This is a genomic window from Rothia santali, assembly GCF_024199905.1.
Classification (GTDB): Bacteria; Actinomycetota; Actinomycetes; order Actinomycetales; family Micrococcaceae; genus Rothia; species Rothia santali.
In genome coordinates, this window is the sequence record NZ_JANAFB010000017.1 from 51,544 (window position 1) to 68,511 (window position 16,968).

At 61.1% G+C, this 16,968-nt stretch carries 15 protein-coding genes; 10 read left to right on the forward strand and 5 right to left on the reverse strand.

The window, feature by feature from the left end; genetic code table 11:
* Nucleotides 1-2: 2 nt before the first annotated feature.
* The 6 genes from NBM05_RS08495 (at nt 3) to NBM05_RS08520 (ending at nt 8,100) form a co-directional block, all read left to right on the forward strand.
* On the forward strand, nt 3-473 hold the full coding sequence (locus NBM05_RS08495; protein WP_254166526.1) for a hypothetical protein: 471 nt from the start codon (nt 3-5) through the stop codon (nt 471-473).
* 202 nt (nt 474-675) lie between these two features.
* Nucleotides 676-1,602, forward strand: a complete 927-nt coding sequence (locus NBM05_RS08500; protein WP_254166528.1) for a hypothetical protein — start codon at nt 676-678, stop codon at nt 1,600-1,602.
* 890 nt (nt 1,603-2,492) lie between these two features.
* Nucleotides 2,493-2,903 (forward strand): hypothetical protein, encoded by a 411-nt coding sequence (locus NBM05_RS08505; RefSeq protein ID WP_254166530.1) that lies wholly within the window; start codon nt 2,493-2,495, stop codon nt 2,901-2,903.
* On the forward strand, nt 2,900-3,430 hold the full coding sequence (locus NBM05_RS08510; protein WP_254166532.1) for a hypothetical protein: 531 nt from the start codon (nt 2,900-2,902) through the stop codon (nt 3,428-3,430). The genes NBM05_RS08505 and NBM05_RS08510 overlap by 4 nt, the downstream gene beginning before the upstream one ends.
* Nucleotides 3,431-5,430: 2,000 nt before the next feature.
* A complete protein-coding gene (locus NBM05_RS08515) occupies nt 5,431-6,693 on the forward strand; it encodes a phospholipase D-like domain-containing protein (protein WP_254166534.1) in 1,263 nt (420 codons plus the stop codon).
* 756 nt (nt 6,694-7,449) lie between these two features.
* A complete protein-coding gene (locus tag NBM05_RS08520; RefSeq protein ID WP_254166536.1) occupies nt 7,450-8,100 on the forward strand; it encodes a hypothetical protein in 651 nt (216 codons plus the stop codon).
* Nucleotides 8,101-8,303: 203 nt separating this feature from the next.
* On the opposite strand, the gene NBM05_RS08525 is transcribed toward NBM05_RS08520, so the two are convergent.
* Nucleotides 8,304-8,486 carry a hypothetical protein gene (locus tag NBM05_RS08525; protein WP_254166538.1) on the reverse strand — a complete coding sequence of 61 codons (183 nt, stop codon included), beginning with the start codon at nt 8,484-8,486 and terminating at the stop codon, nt 8,304-8,306.
* Nucleotides 8,487-9,518: 1,032 nt separating this feature from the next.
* On the opposite strand from NBM05_RS08525, the gene NBM05_RS08530 reads away from it, so the two are divergent.
* The 3 genes from NBM05_RS08530 (at nt 9,519) to NBM05_RS08540 (ending at nt 10,902) form a co-directional block, all read left to right on the forward strand.
* Nucleotides 9,519-9,794, forward strand: coding sequence for a hypothetical protein (locus tag NBM05_RS08530; RefSeq protein ID WP_254166539.1), 276 nt, complete (start codon nt 9,519-9,521; stop codon nt 9,792-9,794).
* 578 nt (nt 9,795-10,372) lie between these two features.
* Complete coding sequence (locus tag NBM05_RS08535; RefSeq protein WP_254166540.1) at nt 10,373-10,687, forward strand: hypothetical protein; 315 nt, start codon at nt 10,373-10,375, stop codon at nt 10,685-10,687.
* Entirely contained in the window at nt 10,687-10,902 is a 216-nt protein-coding gene (locus NBM05_RS08540; protein WP_254166541.1) for a hypothetical protein, read from the forward strand. The genes NBM05_RS08535 and NBM05_RS08540 overlap by 1 nt, the downstream gene beginning before the upstream one ends.
* A 486-nt stretch (nt 10,903-11,388) precedes the next feature.
* Here NBM05_RS08540 and NBM05_RS08545 read toward each other — a convergent pair whose 3' ends face one another.
* Both NBM05_RS08545 and NBM05_RS08550 read right to left on the reverse strand, forming a co-directional pair.
* Entirely contained in the window at nt 11,389-11,604 is a 216-nt protein-coding gene (locus tag NBM05_RS08545) for a hypothetical protein (protein WP_254166542.1), read from the reverse strand.
* A 179-nt stretch (nt 11,605-11,783) separates the two neighbouring features.
* Nucleotides 11,784-13,346, reverse strand: a complete 1,563-nt coding sequence (locus tag NBM05_RS08550; protein WP_254166543.1) for an MFS transporter — start codon at nt 13,344-13,346, stop codon at nt 11,784-11,786.
* A 97-nt stretch (nt 13,347-13,443) separates the two neighbouring features.
* Between NBM05_RS08550 and NBM05_RS08555 the strand changes: the two genes are divergently transcribed.
* Entirely contained in the window at nt 13,444-14,085 is a 642-nt protein-coding gene (locus NBM05_RS08555; protein ID WP_254166544.1) for a TetR/AcrR family transcriptional regulator, read from the forward strand.
* 6 nt (nt 14,086-14,091) lie between these two features.
* Here the strand turns inward: NBM05_RS08555 and NBM05_RS08560 are convergent, their stop codons facing one another.
* Both NBM05_RS08560 and NBM05_RS08565 read right to left on the reverse strand, forming a co-directional pair.
* A complete protein-coding gene (locus tag NBM05_RS08560) occupies nt 14,092-15,333 on the reverse strand; it encodes an aminotransferase class I/II-fold pyridoxal phosphate-dependent enzyme (protein ID WP_254166545.1) in 1,242 nt (413 codons plus the stop codon).
* 525 nt (nt 15,334-15,858) lie between these two features.
* Nucleotides 15,859-16,968 (reverse strand): excalibur calcium-binding domain-containing protein (locus tag NBM05_RS08565; protein WP_254166546.1); only part of this gene is annotated, 1,110 nt, incomplete at its 5' end.

Here is a 16,968-nt window from a genome sequence, read left to right on the forward strand (position 1 = left end):
CCATGGCAGAACAGCAAAAAAGGCGCACCGTGGGTCCGGTCACCTTGGCCTCGGCCGGCGGCGGGTCCGTCCTCGGCGTCTCGGTTGCCCAGCTAATCAGTGGGTTGGTTGAGCGCGGCGGCGAACCGCTCTCAGATGGGCTGGTGTACGCGATCACGATCCTGGCCACCGCGGCGTTCGGCATCCTCGGTGGATGGCTGATGCCCTCTCAGCGCGAGGCCTTGCACGCGCAGGCTGCGAAGTCCGGAAAGATCTTCCCGGGGGAGGAGTACCTGGCCCTGATCGATGAAGTTGTGAAGGTCATACGCTCGGCCAGGATCCCCGAAGCGCCGGTCGCTACCGATGCGAAGCATATCGACCACCACGGCCAACCCGTCGAGACGGACGTTTCCGGCTCGGACTTCGAGTACGGAACTGCTGCCCATGTCGGCGGTGACACGAGAGGCCTCTCTGATCCTGGCCCTCGGCCGTAAGTGCAACTTCCGAGTTCGCATCCAATTCTGAGACGTACATGATGCCCCTCCCGGCACAAGTACTGGTGCGAGGGTGCCATCCACAGCTAATTTGCCTATTCTCTATCCCGAGCGCGAGTGGCTAAGGCGACGGCCTGATGAAGACCACGAGGCCAGTCAAGGAGCGTCATCGCAGGATCCCTACCAAGAGTATGCTAGGTACATGTACGAAGACACTGTCCGATTGTCGCAAGAACACTCCGAAAACTTCGCTTATATCGCCCATGGGGCGAGAGTTACATGGAAAGCAATGAGTCTTTGCGGCGACCCGGCAGAGCTCTCAAACTTCTCTCAAATTGATTCTATCTATCCGTTTGAAAAAGTGTCATCCAGTGCGAAGCATTATATTTCTGCAGCCCTTGAACATCTTTTGATGTGGGCTGATTACGCGGCACCTCAGAAATTTCACCCAGAACAAGAAACGGTGCTCACTTCAAGGCCGGTCCATGCCTTGGCTAGAGCATCCTTGGAAAGCTCGGCGCAAGCGGTTTGGCTTCTGAACACAGTCGATATTAAAGAATGCCTCAGACGGCACATTAGCCTGTTTCGTTGGAATCTTGGAGAATACAAAAAGAGCAATAATGACCCGGAGCACAAGAAACGACTCAAGGATTGGGACGCCGCAGTGGTCAAAAGGGTGAGCGCTTGCTTCGAAGAGCGCGAGATTAGTCCGCCCGGCGGGTACATGAATGTTATTCGATGGGCCTGTGAACCGGAGGATCTCGCCCTTGAGTGGAAAAATGTTGAACGCATCTGGCGGGCAGCCAGTGGTGCGGCTCACGGCATGCCCTGGACAAATTTCGAACTAATGGACGTAAGCGTAGGTGAGGAATACGAAGAGGGGCAGTATCGTACAACGTTATATCCGGATCCTGAGCTAATGTTTGAGGTTCTGGAGGCGGGGTACCAGATGACACAGTATGCCGCAATGAAGTACATGTTTAATTGCGGTGCTAATATCGAGGAATTGCTTCGACAGGCAACGATGTGGTTGGCAAACCATATAACTTATAAGGAAGGGGCGAATCTTGAGACTATAGAACGACTGCGTTCAGGTCGGGTTGGCCAAACATCGAACGGCGAACGTTAAATATAGGAAAACGGTGCGCTGCCAGCATGTGCGCTATATTCGAGAAGCCGTCATTCCTCATCGGTGATTCGCGTAAGGGTATCTCTTAGATCAGCGCGGTCTTGTCAGATTCGTTGAAGGCGAGCATGTCTCGAATCTCAATAGTCATTGGGGTTTCGTGGCCGCAGATGCGGGGCACCGTTCTGTAAGGTAGTGAGGATCCTAATGGTGGGTTTGTATCCGAGATGTGATGGGGCAAGATCTCACTAGTTCGTTAGGTGGCGCCCAAAATGAAGTGGTGTAGAGACTCGGGACTCATGTCGGCGGAAATCTTGGCGACGGCGCGATGATACCTCTCCGCGGTAAGTCGTTTGGGCTCGTGTATAGCTCAAGCATGTAATGGGACGGCTAATGCGAAGGCGCCTACGTACGGATGGCGGGAGGCGTCGTTGTGTCGTCTGGCTACTGTTCAGGGTGCACCTGCTTGCGGGCACGGTGATCCTCGGCCTGGGCGATGATCGTCTCTTCACGCAACGAGTAGGTTACGCGCCCGCCGATGCCGAACGTGGCGACGCCCATCCGCGCCCCGATGAGGTGGCTGCCGCAGTGGAGCCCGAGCCTCCATGCCCCATGTTCTACCGCGGTGAACGTCCAAGGCAACTAGCCTATCCACGTCCCATAGTGCGGGGACCGTCCGCGCTGTGGGCTGACTCGTAGTGCCCCTAGAGCAGAACGGCGCGGGGTGTCTTTTTTGTATGGGGGAGTATGCTATAAGCATGGCATCACACAAACCCTGTCGCTCAGAATCGTGGCGTTCGGACCCGGATCACCCGGATCGGCTCGACTGGTTGCAGCTCGTTGTGGATTCCGGGATTGCGAGCGTTTCCGCACAGCGCGAGGAGTTATCGAGCATGCGAACGCGAGCAGTTACAATATCCGGTTTGGTTGTAACAGCATCTGCATTCCTGGTCGGCACTGGTCTAGCTAATGAAAATGTTAATCGTGGAATATTCTTCTATGTTTTGGGTGCTGCAGGAACTGCAGCATTTATTTTGCTTTTTATTTGCCTTGTTCGAATAATATACCCATCTATTGAATTTAAGTTTACCTTAGAGTCAGGTCCCCTGCTTAGTTGGATGGATGGGAAGAACCCGGCACCCTCCAGAAGGGTTGCGCTTAGGATGTTAGCTGTTCGGGTTCAGAAGATGTTTGACCATAACATTGAGTCTCTGAATATACTACGATCTAGATACCGGATGCTCTTGTGGGTTTCGATGATAACCACAGGAATATGGATAACTACAGTCTGGTTCTTCGCATGAGCACCAACGGAGACGATGGGCAGCCGGACAAAGCTGATCAAGGCGAAGAAGACTGGGTTCCGGAAGAAGATCAGGAGCCTGATCGCTCTATAACTTGGTCGAAGGGGTATCCGATAAATCGACTAGCGGCTCTCCTGGCCGGTAGGCGTGGGATAAGAGACGTTCGAGCCAAATATCTCGCCGAAAAGATTATTGGTGAATCAGTTCAAGCTTTGCGTTATGGTGACGGAAAATCCGAATCTGTTCGTTTTGTTATCAATTATAACGACAAGGTGGGTAACAAGTTCTTCGTGGCCATTCGTTTTGGGAAAATGGGTGAATTAGAAGAGCGGGACAATAGCCGGAGTATTCCGGATCTCCTGCCTATTGATTCCTTGGTTTACCTATCACTTCCTGAAGATGCGAAGGGTCGTCCTCGTGGAGCATCCGGCAAAATGGGGATGAGGAAGAAGAGAGGAATTTCTGGTAGGTATTCTGTCGTTGATCGAAGAAATATGAAAACGCGCGGGAGGAGTAAGCGAAGTTAGGCATTGTAGCGCCCTGCGAGATGGAGTCTTTTGGAACATTGATTCTTGACGTTCAATAGCGATATCGTCCCAGTGCGTGGTTGCCCGGGGGAACGTCTCGTTTCATGGATCATGCGGGTGTAGTGACGAGACTGCCGAGAACTAAGGTGTGCGCGCCTATGTTGCGGTTGATGGATTCGAGAGTCCGACAAGGCCGTCACCGATGGGCCGGGTGTGAAGACGTTGAAGGCGGGTTGTTCACCAGCGCGATAGAGGTCGGTGAGGACAAGGACGGCGCGGACAAGGCGGGCGTCGTCGGTAAAGTCGATGCGGCCAAGGAGCCGCATGGCGGCTCTCATAAGTGCGATGGGATCGGCAGTAGGGCGGGGACCCTACACCTGGTGCGCGAATAGAACCCAGTTTGTCTGCATAGTGTCTGGTGCTGGCGAAGACAAAAACGATATAGGCGGTCTTGCCGTGGCGGTTGAGCCGGGCAGCGGCGTGCTGGGCGTAGATGCTTAGCGCTTGATGCGGATTCAGGGAGGTCGCGGCAGGGGGGGGGCAGAAAGATTCGGCGACGTCGACCTGGTTCCTGATCTCCCGCTCCAGTTTGAGCTCGATCGCCCGGATGCACTGCGCATAAGTAAGAAGTTGAACTGCGACAGAATCCCCTCGAGTACGCGGCCGCAAGGTCCGCAGTAGTTTAACAGCCACTGGGCGATAAGCGGGTGGGCTGTGGAATCCGGTGATGACCCACACCTCGGACGACGGTAATCCGCCTGCCTGGCAGTTCCACGCCGGCGCTGAGACCCGCTCTCACGCCCAGGCGCCGCTCAAACCGTGTGACTGAGTCCCCTCACCCTGCTGTCGCCACGCTGGTATGATGGGTGTGTTCCCTTCAAGGGCAGGCCCACCGGCTGTAATCCGGTGGACCCGCCGTTACTGAGTGGAGCTAGCGTCCATCAAGGGCGCGTAGCAGGTCAGCAAGAGCCCAGATCACCGGCGCGATACCTTTCACGATTACGCGCCAGATCTGGGCCTTCTGCTTTCCATCATCCTCTCCTCGGTGTCGAGGCGCATGACCCATCAGCCTGTCACCTCCCCTCGCTCACTACTCTCCGCGACGCAGGCCAGCTGGTGATTCGGGGAGTAGTCGCCGCAGAGGTGACACGGGTAGGTTATCGGGCGGATCTGGCCATCTCACCCACCTTGTTCTGGGCATCGGGTAGGCGTAGTACGGGGACCGTTCTGAGCGATCCTAAAGAGATTCAGCGGCCGGGACGTCCGGTAGTTTGGACTCCACCCAAGCGAACTCCCGGGGGCGCTGAGGGGTCTCCGCGCAGGGACCGAGTCTCCGACGAGCCCCACGAACCGTGTCCGAAGGGACCCGAGGCGCAGCGAGTCTTCTGTTGCTCTCGGATGACAGAGCCGACCGCCATTTTGACCGCCATTGCCCTTCAGAAAGCCTCATCTGGTGCACAGGATCGAAGGTGAAATCCCCGGAATCATGCGGAAGTTCACCACCTCCGATGCCCCAAGATTCACCCTGTTGGAACTTCTAATCTCTTGGTCGGGGGTTCGACTCCCTCCTGGGGCACCGACCTCAACCCCGTTCCGATCAGGCCAGATGGCCGGTTGGGGCGGGGTTTTCTGTGTCCGTGGGTGGTGGTGCAGGCACCCCGGTTCTGCCGGAGCTGCCGCTTCCGATAGATCGATCTCGGGCCCCTCCTGCCCGATCCAGGGGGCATCGATCCACGTCGGACCACGTCTCCACCGGCCGAATTCGTCCGCAGCCCCGCCAGCTACATGGCGTTGTGCACGTCGACCATGGTCGTCGCATCGGTGGAACGGCCGACCCGGAACTAAATCGTCGTGTCGCCATCTCGTGCAAATACCATGTTCCGCGAGGAGACAGCGCACAGCTCATTCGTTCGGGGGAGGGCCGGGTGTTCAGCTCGTCCCCCTCCCATCCTCCACCGACGGTCCACGGCCGTGATAGAAGCAGGCCGTAGACTGGCGTGATGACGAACCCTCACAGCTCCGCCCTAACCCGCGTCGGTCGCCTGGCCGGGAAGACGGCACTGATCGGAGCGGGTGGCCTGGTCGGCGCGCAGCTCACCGTCGTCGGCGCCCTCGCCACGATCGACGGACTCAAACGACGCGGCCGCAAGAAGCGGGACGCCCAGCGGCCCGGCACCTTCCACTCTGAGGTGGAGGATTCCCAGATCAGCGTCTATACGTCGGGAGACACCCTCTACGACGACATGATCGAAGCTATCGACGGCGCCCGGGATGCGATCCAGCTCGAGACCTACATCTGGAAGTGCGACGAGGCGGGCCAGCGATTCCTCGACGCCCTGAACCGGGCGGCGGAGCGCGGAGTCCGCGTCCACGTCATCTACGACGGGTTCGCCAACCTCGTGGTGAAGCCGTCCTTCTTCCGCCAGTTCTCCGATCGGATCAACGTCTGGCGCATGCCGGTGGTGCGGCGGGGCTTCTGGAAGGGCGTGATCCGCCATACCGGCCTGGACCACTCCAAGATCCTGGTCGTGGACGACCACGCCGCATTCGTGGGCGGGTACAACATCGGCTCGATGTACGCCCGTCAGTGGCGGGACACCCACGTGCGGGTGCTCGGGCCCGCCGCGTGGGGACTGCGCAACTCCATCGCACGGAAGTGGAACACCGCGCATGAGACGAAGGACCAGATCCAGTGGGTTCCCGCCGACGGCTGGAAGCCGGAGGTGCGGGTGGCCTCCAACATCCCGCTGCAGCTCGTCTACCCCATCCGCGGCGTGTACCTGGTGGCGATCGAGCGCGCCGTCCACCACATCTACGTCAACACGCCGTACTTCGTGCCCGACCAGCAGATCCTCAACGCGCTGCTCGACGCTGCGCGCCGCGGGGTCGACGTGCGGGTGATCCTGCCCAAGGAGTCCAACCACATCGTCGCGGACTGGGTGTCGCGAGGCTTCTACAACGAGATGCTCGACGCCGGCGTCACGATCCTGTTGTACCGGCCCTCGATGATCCACGCCAAGACCACCACGATCGACGGCCAGTGGTCCACCGTGGGCACGGCGAACATCGATCGGCTCTCCCTCTCGTTCAACTACGAGACCAACGTCGAGATCATCAACTCAGCGTTCGCGGCGGAGATGGAGAAGGTCTTCGCCGCCGACGCGGAGCACTGCGATGTCCTGACGACGTCGGCCTGGAGCGATCGCCCGCCGATGGCGCGCGTCGCCGAGGCGATCCTGGCGCCGCTGCGCCCCTTCCTGTGATCCGCTGAGTCCGATGCCGGGGACAGTGGCTTTCGGATAGACGCCAGCGCCTGGCTCGGCGACCCCCTTCTGGACGGCTAGGAAGCCGTCTGGGAGGGGGCGGCCCACGATGGTGCGAACCCGGCAGCAAGTCGAGACCCCGCTCCGAATACTCAGGCCCCACCCCTAAGCGAAGCTAAACCGAACGAAACCCATCAGGGCCGAACCGTCATCCGCTGGCATTCGACGTGAGCGCGGCCCCTGGATGCCACGGGGGACACCGATGGGGCCCACCCGGGAGGATGGGGGACAGGAGTGGACCCCTTCGTCCATCCGCTGGCCAGGCGGCCGTGCCGCCGGCCGGTGCGGATGCCCCCGGGTGTGCGGTGTCAGGGTGCCGCTGCGTCCAGGGGCCGCTTGGCTTCAGTCTAAGAACTGAAGGGGGAGGGTGAGGAAGAGCCCGTTGCACACGGTATGGATACCAGGTGGTCGGAGCAATCGGTCTTCCGGGGGAGGGAGGCTGAGACGCTGTGCTGTTCGCGGTGAGGCGCCATCGGTCGCTTCCGGGGATCGTTCAGGAGCCGGTTTGCATCATGGAGACGTCTAACGAGATCCGCCCCCACGGGTGCGGTAATTTTCTGCTATTGCCGTTGAAAATTTCCGGTCATTCTTTTTGGGACGTACTTCGAAGTAGTCACGTAGAATCGGCGATCACCGGAGGCACTAGATGAGGTGGTGAATTGCGTGGCCGTCCTCTCCTCGCAGTCAAGCAGACCAGTGCGAATCTTCTCTGGGTTTTTCGTCCTGGCGATGGGCGTCGTTGCGGTATGCGTCACGTGGCAGCCGTTTGCAGGACTCTCCTCCTCCGGTAAGGCGTGGGGGTGGATCTTTCTGGCGCTGGGTGCGATCACGGCACTGCTGGGATGGCGGCTGCTGTGGGGAAGGCGGAGCGGCAAGGAGCTGCTGGTGGTGGGGGAGCCCACTCGGATCTTTGTTCTGGTGGGCGCCGCCTGCGTGCTGTTCGCTCTGTTCCTGATGTGGATTCTCTTCGCGACCGAGCCCGAGGGAAGCGCCACCTATGTGTTCCTGCCGGCAAGTTGCGGGCTGGGGTCGGCCTTGTGTGTTCGTGGCCTGTTTTCCTTGACGGCTCCTCCACGTCATCCCGTTCAATGGAGGATCCCCGCTGCTTATCGACGGCGATCCAGGTGGCTGGTTCCGCTCATGTTCGTGGGTGGGATGATCGCCGTCCTGCTCGGGTTTGCCGGGGAGATCTGGGACACCGATGAAGGGAAGCCTGGTCTGGTGGGCGCAGGGATCTGGTGGATTGTCGCAGCCGTTGTTTTTGCCCACCTCGCGTGGGGTGGGAACGCCTCGAGGAATAGCGAGCAGCCATCTGATCCTGAGCCTGCGGGACAGAACGAGGGATGATGGTCATCTTTATCTTGGCCGCACTAGCCACCCACGGCACGCCTGCGCAATGACTGAGGGCTCATCGAACGAGCATTTGGACGTGTCGGGATCCCAGAGGGGCGCCCCATCCCAAGAGACCTCGTCGGAAGACTTCAACCCGGGGGCATCAATCTGGGGTGATGACCCAGCTCAGAGCGTAGGTGGTGATGCGATCGGTCGAACTACCGCTTCTTGTGGGCGCGGTACATCGCAGCGCTGGCCGTCAACGCAATCACTGCCATGAGGAACAAGATCAGGCTGACCACCAGGATGTTCTGCAGCATGTAGATGCCGATTCCGATGATGATCAGGGACCCGATGAAAAGCCCAATGGCGCCTGGCAGGAGTTGTTCAGGGGAAAACATGGGGGCTCCTTCGCCGGATCCAGGAATCTGGGGTGGATGTCCTCAATGTAGCAAGTCGGATCAACGCGCCCATGCTGATCACTGGACGCCACGAATAGGAGAGCAATATGACGGACTAGCCGCCGGTCCTTGCCCAGAATGGCGTCCCGTGGATCAACTCCATGGATCGTGGCTACTGGTCCCTGCGCCACGACTGCACCGACTAAGCCACCGGGTTGACCCGGATGCAGATCCGGTGCAGATGCTCCGGATCCCGGGTCAATCGCTACGATCCTGCGAATCTACGTTCGACGGCCAACACCGTGGTCGACGGACCTTACCTGCACTACAGTGGCACCACTATCCCCCCGGGTGATGATGTGGATCGATGGCCTCCCATTTTGTATTGCCGAGCTTGAGCACTGCCACGAGAGTTGGGAGCAAGGCGAAGGAAGCCGCGGAGTCCACAGGGCAGGGCCTGAATGATCCAGTGCTGGGGCGGGTGATCACCGCGATGCGGGAGGATCTTGAGTCGGGGACGAGGCGGCACTCGGAGCGACTCAACGGTGCTGGGTTTGGCCGGCACAGTCCGCGTCCGATATGGGTCCCAGGCAGACTGCCGTCGCACCGATAATGATTAGGATCAGGGTGGTGAAGCCGAAGTCGACGTCCCATGCCCGGTGGAATAGGTTGAGGACCCCGCCGGTCAGGGTGATGCCCGCACCCCATCCTTAAAGGTGCTTACGTAGCTTCATCCGTCGAGTGGCGTAGTCCATAGTGCTAGCAAATGTGGTCGATCCGACGGCGTTAGATGCCACGATTGTCATTCTAAGACGTTTCAAAGCACCCCGCCTTGGAGCGACTCATCGGATAAATCGAAATCGCGAAGAATCGCCTGGTCAGATTGGACCGTAGAGGGCTCAGCGACGGTTGGTGCGTTCAGACCCTCACAACGGCAGCGATGGCGAAGGAGGGATGTATTCTATTCTCATGGAAGTCCATGAAACCGTGCACTCTGGAGCCAAATGGTCCAGCTATGCTCCTCGGTATCGTGTGAATTTCTGGCAGAGATCAGGTGAGGCGTGGGCCCTGGAGGCCTACATTCTCACCGAGGCCGGGGACGTTCTTCAGGTTCTTCGGTGGGTCGAGGAGAACCGTCGCGATCGTGTCGTGGAGGTTTTCGTGGAGATCGAGAACGAGCCAATCGGAGACTTCATGGAAGAGCGTCGAGCATCGTTGGTACGGGTGTACGGCGAGAATCCCAACGGGAGCGTGAGTTCCACCTTTGTCATGGCCCGCCGGGACCCTCCTACCCGAGGCATCACGTGAGACAGGCGGTAGACACTTTTCACCGATTCTGCGCATACCCGGGGTGCGAAATCGTGGGTCAATCGGCTCCGGTGATTCAGCCGGGATCTATTGTGTGGGTCGACGTGCATCCCACTAGGTCAGGTGTAAGACGTTCCTGCGGGCTAGTCGCCGGCCCGCTGTCGCATGGGTCGCGCATGACAGCGATGCGCTCAAGATGCCCGATGACGACCAGTGCGACGCCGATGCCGGCCGGCGGCAGCAGAAGCAGGACCAGCGCCAGCATCGCCAGGCTGCAGAACCCCGAGACCGACGAACTCCACAGCGGTCAGCGCTCAGACCACGATGCCCGCGATGATCGGCCCCCAGCCGGGTAGTCATCGTTCAGTCATGGCGCACCTGTTCGGATTCCCGGGCCGCTGCTATGCAATGACTGCGGACCCATGGAACGAGTGTCTGAACGTGTCAGGATCCCATAGAGGCGCCCCATCCCGAGAGACCTCGTCGAAAGACTTCAACCCGGGGCATCAATCTGGGGTGGTAACCCACGTCAAGGCGACTGCATCCAGATCACCGCGGGATTCGCGCTCATCGCCCACATGCAAGCGCAGCCGCCCGAAGAGGACTATCCGCACCCACAAGCCGGGGATACGCTAAGCACACCTACAGCGGAAAGGGGGCGCGTAGAGATGGGCAAGCGGCAGAAGCTGTCACTGGCCATCGCTGGCTTCTTCCTCCTGGCCCAGTTCATCCTCGAAATCATCAACGAGGTTTTCCTGGATGGGCAGATGCCGTTCTACACCCTTCCCCTGTTGGTCTTCATCATGTTCATCGCAGCCCTCATCGCCGTCCACTACAAAGCCAAAGGGGCCGTACCAGAATCTAACGAAACAGCAGATGGACAGGAGACCTGATGGGCCGGGACAAGAAAACCGACGCCGGTCTCGTCTTCCCCTGGTTCCTCCCGGGGATTATCCTCGGCGTCATCATCGGAGCGATCATCGCCCCACAAGAACCAGGCTTCCACTTCTGGCCCTACGCCTTCGCTATGGTCCCCATCATTGGACTCAACCGCCTCATCATGTACGTCTACTACCGCCGCAAGAGAAACCGGGAAGACGCTGGGTAGGTTCCACCGAGCATGTCTTTTTGAGGGTCGTATATTTTCGAAAGCCTCACCGACCTCGATCTGTCTTCCTCGTGAGCTACGGGGGCACGGCGGAGGCGCCTCGGTGCTCTGAAGCGCTCACCCATCGAAAAGCCAGCTGCTCATCGCGATGCGGGAGGATCCTGACCGGGAGGCGGGGACGGCATTCGAGGCTGCTCTGTGGTGACCGACTCGTCACGGATTTTCAGGTTGAGGACACCCGCGATGCCGTTGGCTATCACGCCCGGAAGAAGGACGTACGGGGATAGCCAGCCGAACTCGACGTCCCAGATCAGCCTCATGATCAGAAGGATTGCGGACGCAATGATCAGGACCGCTCCAACCACATACAGGAGATTGCGAGTTCTGATGCGGCGAGCGACACGGTCCATAGGTGAAGCATATTCGGACCATGCGCCGATCGCACTATCGAATGCCGTGGCGCGCGGCATCTCGAGAACGCGTCTCCTACTGCTCTACGATGCCGTTGCCGGTGGATTTCCGCATCTTCCCGCCGAAATGAATGAGGGGCAGGGCGATGAAAATGATCCAGGCAAGATAGCCAAGATCCGGCCACCCCGCAACGAACGTCGAGATGGACGCCCCGAGGACGAAGACACAGAGAATGCCGCCGACGAGAATGAGAACTCCGCCGACCGTGCCACGGGTTGAGGTTTCAGCCATCTGGGAACCGTACTCAGACAGGATCCGCGCCACAAAATGCTACGCCGCGAGGCCCAGTCTTCCCGGACGGTACCTGAGACGTGGCCGATACGGGTTCTCCTCAGTCGCTGTTCCACCTCACGGTGAAGCCCAGGCAAGACATCCGGCGGCTGCGAGGAGCGGCAGTGCTTCCGACTTCCCTACTGTTTCTCGTGCGCCGCGGTCGTGCGCTTGGACCGCGATCGATGTACTTCTAAGACGACAACGGCGCAAAGGGCGGCGAACGCCAGAATCGAAGCGCCGACGCCGAATGTACTGGTCATCGCCTGTGTGAAGAAATCATTAACACGCCGAAGGAATTCTGGGACCACTTCCGATGGTAGGTACTCAGCGCTTGCATGCGCGGCGGCCAAGGTGTCCTTCGTGGGTCCGACGATCTCCTGCGGCAACTGTGCCGCGAGATCGTCATCAATGCGTGACCGGTAGAAAGACGTACCGAGGCTGCCCAGCACCGCGATGCCCAGTGCCCCGCCCAGCTCATAGGCGGTCTCGCTGATCCCCGCCGCGGCCGCGGAGCGATCCTTCGGCGCCGCCGCGATGATCATGTCGTTAGTCAAGGTGTCTGCGACCCCGACGCCGGCTCCGATGAGGGCGCCGCCGGAGAAGGCCACGAAGATGTCCTCCTGCAGACCCAGCTGCGAGAGCACGAAGAAGCCTCCCGCCGCGACCAAGAGTCCACCGCCGATCAGCCACGCTCCCCGTACATGTCGGATGAGAACCGGCGCAACGATGGCACCGATGACCGCTCCCACTGCGATCGGCACGGCCCACAGGCCGGCCTGTAACGGAGTCTTGCCAAGGGTGAGCTGGATGTACTGCGGAAAGAAGTACAGCACGCTGGTGAGGGCGAAGATGCCCGCGAGATTGGCGAGGACTGCAATCGTGAAGGGCGCGGACCGAAAGAGCCAGATGTCGATGAGTGGGTGAGACAGTCGTCGCTGTCGCATCGCAAACCACAGGCCGCCCGCGACACCCGCAAGAAGGAGCGAAACTGCAGGAACTCCCCATCCGTGTTCGGCGGCCCGCTTGAGCCCGTAGACGAAAACGAGAACCGAAGCGATCAGCATGACGGCCGATGCAGGATCGAACTTTCGGGGTCGAGGATCTCGCGACTCCGGAATGAGGAAGGGGCCCGCTGCTAGCAGAAGCGCCATGAGCGGCACGTTGATGAGGAAGACGGAACCCCATGCGAAATGCTCCAAGAGCGCACCGCCCACGACCGGGCCCAGGCCCGCACCGCCGGCAAACGCCGCGGCCCACACCGAGATGGCACGACGCCGCTGGGCAGGATCGGCAAAGATCGTTCGGATGAGTGACAGGGTGCTGGGCATGAGAGTCGCACCGCCGATCCCCAGAAGCGCTCGAGCAACGATGAGCATCTCGGGACTGGTCGACGCCGCGGCCAGGACTGATGCCGCTCCGAAGAGAACCGAACCGATCAAGAGAAGACGACGGCGTCCGATTCTGTCACTGAGCGAACCCATCAGGATGAGAAGACCTGCCAGGAAGATTCCGTAGACATCCACGATCCAGAGAAGCTGACTTGCGGTGGGCTTGAGATCTTCACTGAGTTTCGGCACGGCCACCGAGAGGACGGTCAAGTCGATGCTCATCAGGAGCACGGGCGTGGTGAGCAAAGCAAGCGCTAGCCACGAGCGGAAGGTGGCGCGCGGTGCCGCCTCTGATCGGTTCGGGTGAGACATGGTGATCCTCCAATCTGATGCGCTCAGTCTAAGTTGGCCGAGTGGCCAAGGCAACTGGCCAAGCCGGTTGGCCAACCACTCATGGTATTTTTCGCCCATGGACGATGAGACAAAGCCGAAAGGCCAGATGAGTGCCGAAGTCAGGCGCGAGTTGCTGATGACAGCCGCTTTAGAGGTCATGAAGAGGGAGGGGGTGGCTGCCGCATCGACCCGGGCGATCTGCGAGGAGGCAGGAATGCCCCACGGTGCATTCCACTACTGCTTCGGGTCGAAGAGGGAGCTGTTCGCGGCCATCTTGAGGAACGGCCTCGATGTCCCTCTCGAGAAATCCTGGATCCTGCTTTCGCCCTCGACTCATCCCGAAGACGCGTTCAGAATCCTGCTGCGAGGGTACTGGGACGACGTCGTGGCAGATCCTCGCCGTGAGCTCGTCCTGTCTGAGCTGACGAACCACGCGTTGCGCGACGACGCGCTTCGAGGCCTCCCAGCTTGGGAGTCCGGTCTGTATCGCGAGCGTATTGCGAAGCACCTCTCGGAGCTTGCCGAGCGCACCGGGTCAGAGGTCCTCATCCCTCACACGGACCTCGCGGAGATGATCCTGTCCGCCATCCTGGGCGCAACGACCAGCTGGCTCTCCCATGGGGAGGATGAGACCGCGCGCCGGACGCTGGATCACTTCGCCGGCGTCTTCGCGCGGTTCATCCACCCCAGGGAGGCGACGGTGGCGGCGGACTTGTAGATCGGGTCAGAACCCTACGCGGCGCCTGATCCCTTCCAAAGCGTCGGTGAAGTCGCGGATCTGCTGCTCGGTGTGGTCCGCGGTGGGAATGAGGCGGAGTCCCGCATGGCCGCGACGCACCGCCGGATATCTGAAGATCGGCACCAGATAGCCGCCCTCGGCCGCGAGGCGTCGAACCTGTTCTGCATGCTCATCGGAACCGATATGAACCGTGGTGATGTAGCTCGGCGTTGAGTTGAGCGTGAAGCCTCGCTGCTCGAGCGACGCCCGCAAGGTCTCGGATCGGCTGTGGAATCGATGTAGAACGGAGGGATCGTTCTCAATGTGGCGGATCGCCTCGCAGGCCGCAGCCGCAGCCGGTGGAAGGATGGTCGCGGTGAACGACGAGGTTCCGGACAACCACCCGAGGACTTCGATGTAGTCCGAGGGTCCGGCGATAGCTCCGCCCTCCAGGCCGACTGCTTTCGAAAGAGAGACCATATGGAACGTCACATCTGCCAGAGCGGCGAACTCCTGGCCGAATCTCTCGTGAGATGAGTCGTAGGCCAGGAACCCATTCGCATCATCAACGTAGGTAAGAGCCTCGAAGCGACGGGCCAGATCAACGATTCCCTGAATGGGTGCGATACTTCCATCGTCTGAGTAAACGCTCTCGAACACAATCACGACGCGACGACCTTCCAATGCGCGTAGTCTCCTTTCCAGAGATACAAGGTCGTTATGGCGGAACGCGAAGACCCTTCGGCCGAAGCCGAGCCCGTCCACCGCCTTCCAGAGACTCCAGTGACTCTTCTGGTCGAGGATGAAGACGACGTCGTCATGATCCCAGCTGAGTTCCGGGGAGATGCGCAGGGAACCTCCCATGGCGTGGATGAATCCGAGGTTGGCCAGCATTCCCGAGGCATACGTCAAGGCCGAGTCCTTGCCAGTGCGTCGTGCGACGAGCTCCTCGAGCTCGATGTGGGGCCTCAAAGCACCTTGAACCAGCCGAGACCCTCCCGTTGCGAGTCCATAGCGGGTGGCCGACTCTTGGAATTGGTCAATGACTGCCTTCTGGTATTGCATGCCGAGAAGACTGCAGCCTGCAAAATTTACGAAGCGGCGTCCGGCGCTGTGGACGACGGCACCCGATGGGCTGTCCAAGACGGGCGGATGGGCAGATAGTCCGGCAGCATTGACTCCATTGACGAAGTCTTGAGCATTCCACGGTCGGCCATGGTGGATGGTGTCGGTCTTAACGGTTGACATAAGATCCCCCTCATGCATAACTTTCCTTCCCCATGAAGGAAACGACGGCCCCACCATATCCAACGGCTGGGGGAGGGTGAGAAGTGATTTTCTGCCTCGCTCCGAAGCTCACCCGAGCGAAATCGGTCTACGCGTAGATGTCGCCAGTCGGACATCGCGTCGTTCGACGAAAACATTCAACTGCATCACCCATCCGAACTGTCATGTGTCCATGAGTCCCGGAGCCGCAAAACGGGTTGTCGAGCTTCGGCGCCGGTGGCGCTCGGCACCCATACAGGCCGAGAGGCCAGCCCGTCTCGTCCCGCAGATTGCCTGAGAATCGCATGGTGGTCCTCTCGACAGCCGGCGCCCCGGAGCGGGCCACTTCAACGGCCAACGGATCTGGGCTCGAGTGCGTTCAGCCGTGACGACTACGACAGGGGGTGTTGTGACATCCGGCAAAATGAGAGCTTCTCCGTGGTGTGAGACGCCGAGGCCCCCGGCGATCGCATCGCCGGGGGCCTCGCGCGGTCCGGGCTTGTCCGCCTACTCGCAGCCGACGCCGTCGCCGTCGCGGTCCAGGTGGGCACCGTATCGGGGGTCGCCCGCGTAGACCGGGGCGCCGCCCGCCGCGCGGGCCTCCGAGCAGTTCTTGTACGGGGTGCCCGCGGCCGGGGCCGCGGGCTGCTCCGGAGCGGCCGGTTGCGCGGGAGCCGCGGGCTGCGCGGGCGCCGCCGGCTCGGCCGCCGCGGGCTGCCCACCCGTCTCGCAGCCGACGCCGTCGCCGTCGCGGTCCAGGTGCGTGCCGTAGCGCGGGTTGTCCGCGTAGACCGGGGCGTCCCCGGCCGCACGCGCCTCCGTGCAGTTCGCGTACGGGGCCCCGGCCTCGGGGGCCGCGGGCGCGACGGCATCCGGGGACGGCGCCACCGGGCGCGCGCCCGACGTCGCACCGGACCCCGACGACGAGTCGCCACCCGCGGGCACCGACGAGTCGTCGTTCGCCGAGGTCGACGAGTCGTCGCCCCCGGCCGTCTCCCGCGTCGGCAGCGGCTCGCCTGGGCAGGAGCCCAGGACGCGGTCCATGGCCTCCTTCTCGGGCGGGGTGACCCACAGGTCGTACTCCGACTTCACCGCGATTTGACGCGCGACGTACGCGCAGCGGTAGCCGGTGTTCGGCGGGAGCCAGGTTGCGGCGTCGGCGTCGCCCTTCTGGCGGTTCAGGGTCGGGTCGGAGGCCAGGAGATTCAGCGGGTCGTTGGCCATGTCGATGCGGCGGGTCGGCTCCCAGCCGGAGGCGCCCGTCTGCCAGGCGTTCGAGAGCGCGACGACGTGGTCGATGTCGACGTCGCTGCGGTCCCGCTCCTCCGCGGTGCCGCCGTAGCCGTCCTGCAGGATCCCCGAGACGACCTTGCAGCCGCCGGTGCCCGGCTGGATCACGGCGTCGGCCATGTCGCGGCGGAGGATGTCGTTGCGCTGGTCGCAGCCGTTGCGGTCGAAGTCGAAGCCGTTCCAGTTGAAGAGGGTCCGGTCGTACCCGGTCTTGGGGGAGCGGCCCTTGACCTCCAGGGCGTCCAGGGCCGCGGCCGCGGTGTCCGCTCCCGGGGCGCCCGCGGCGGCGTCGTCGGCGGCCACGGCCTCCTCGACGGTCGGCTCGGC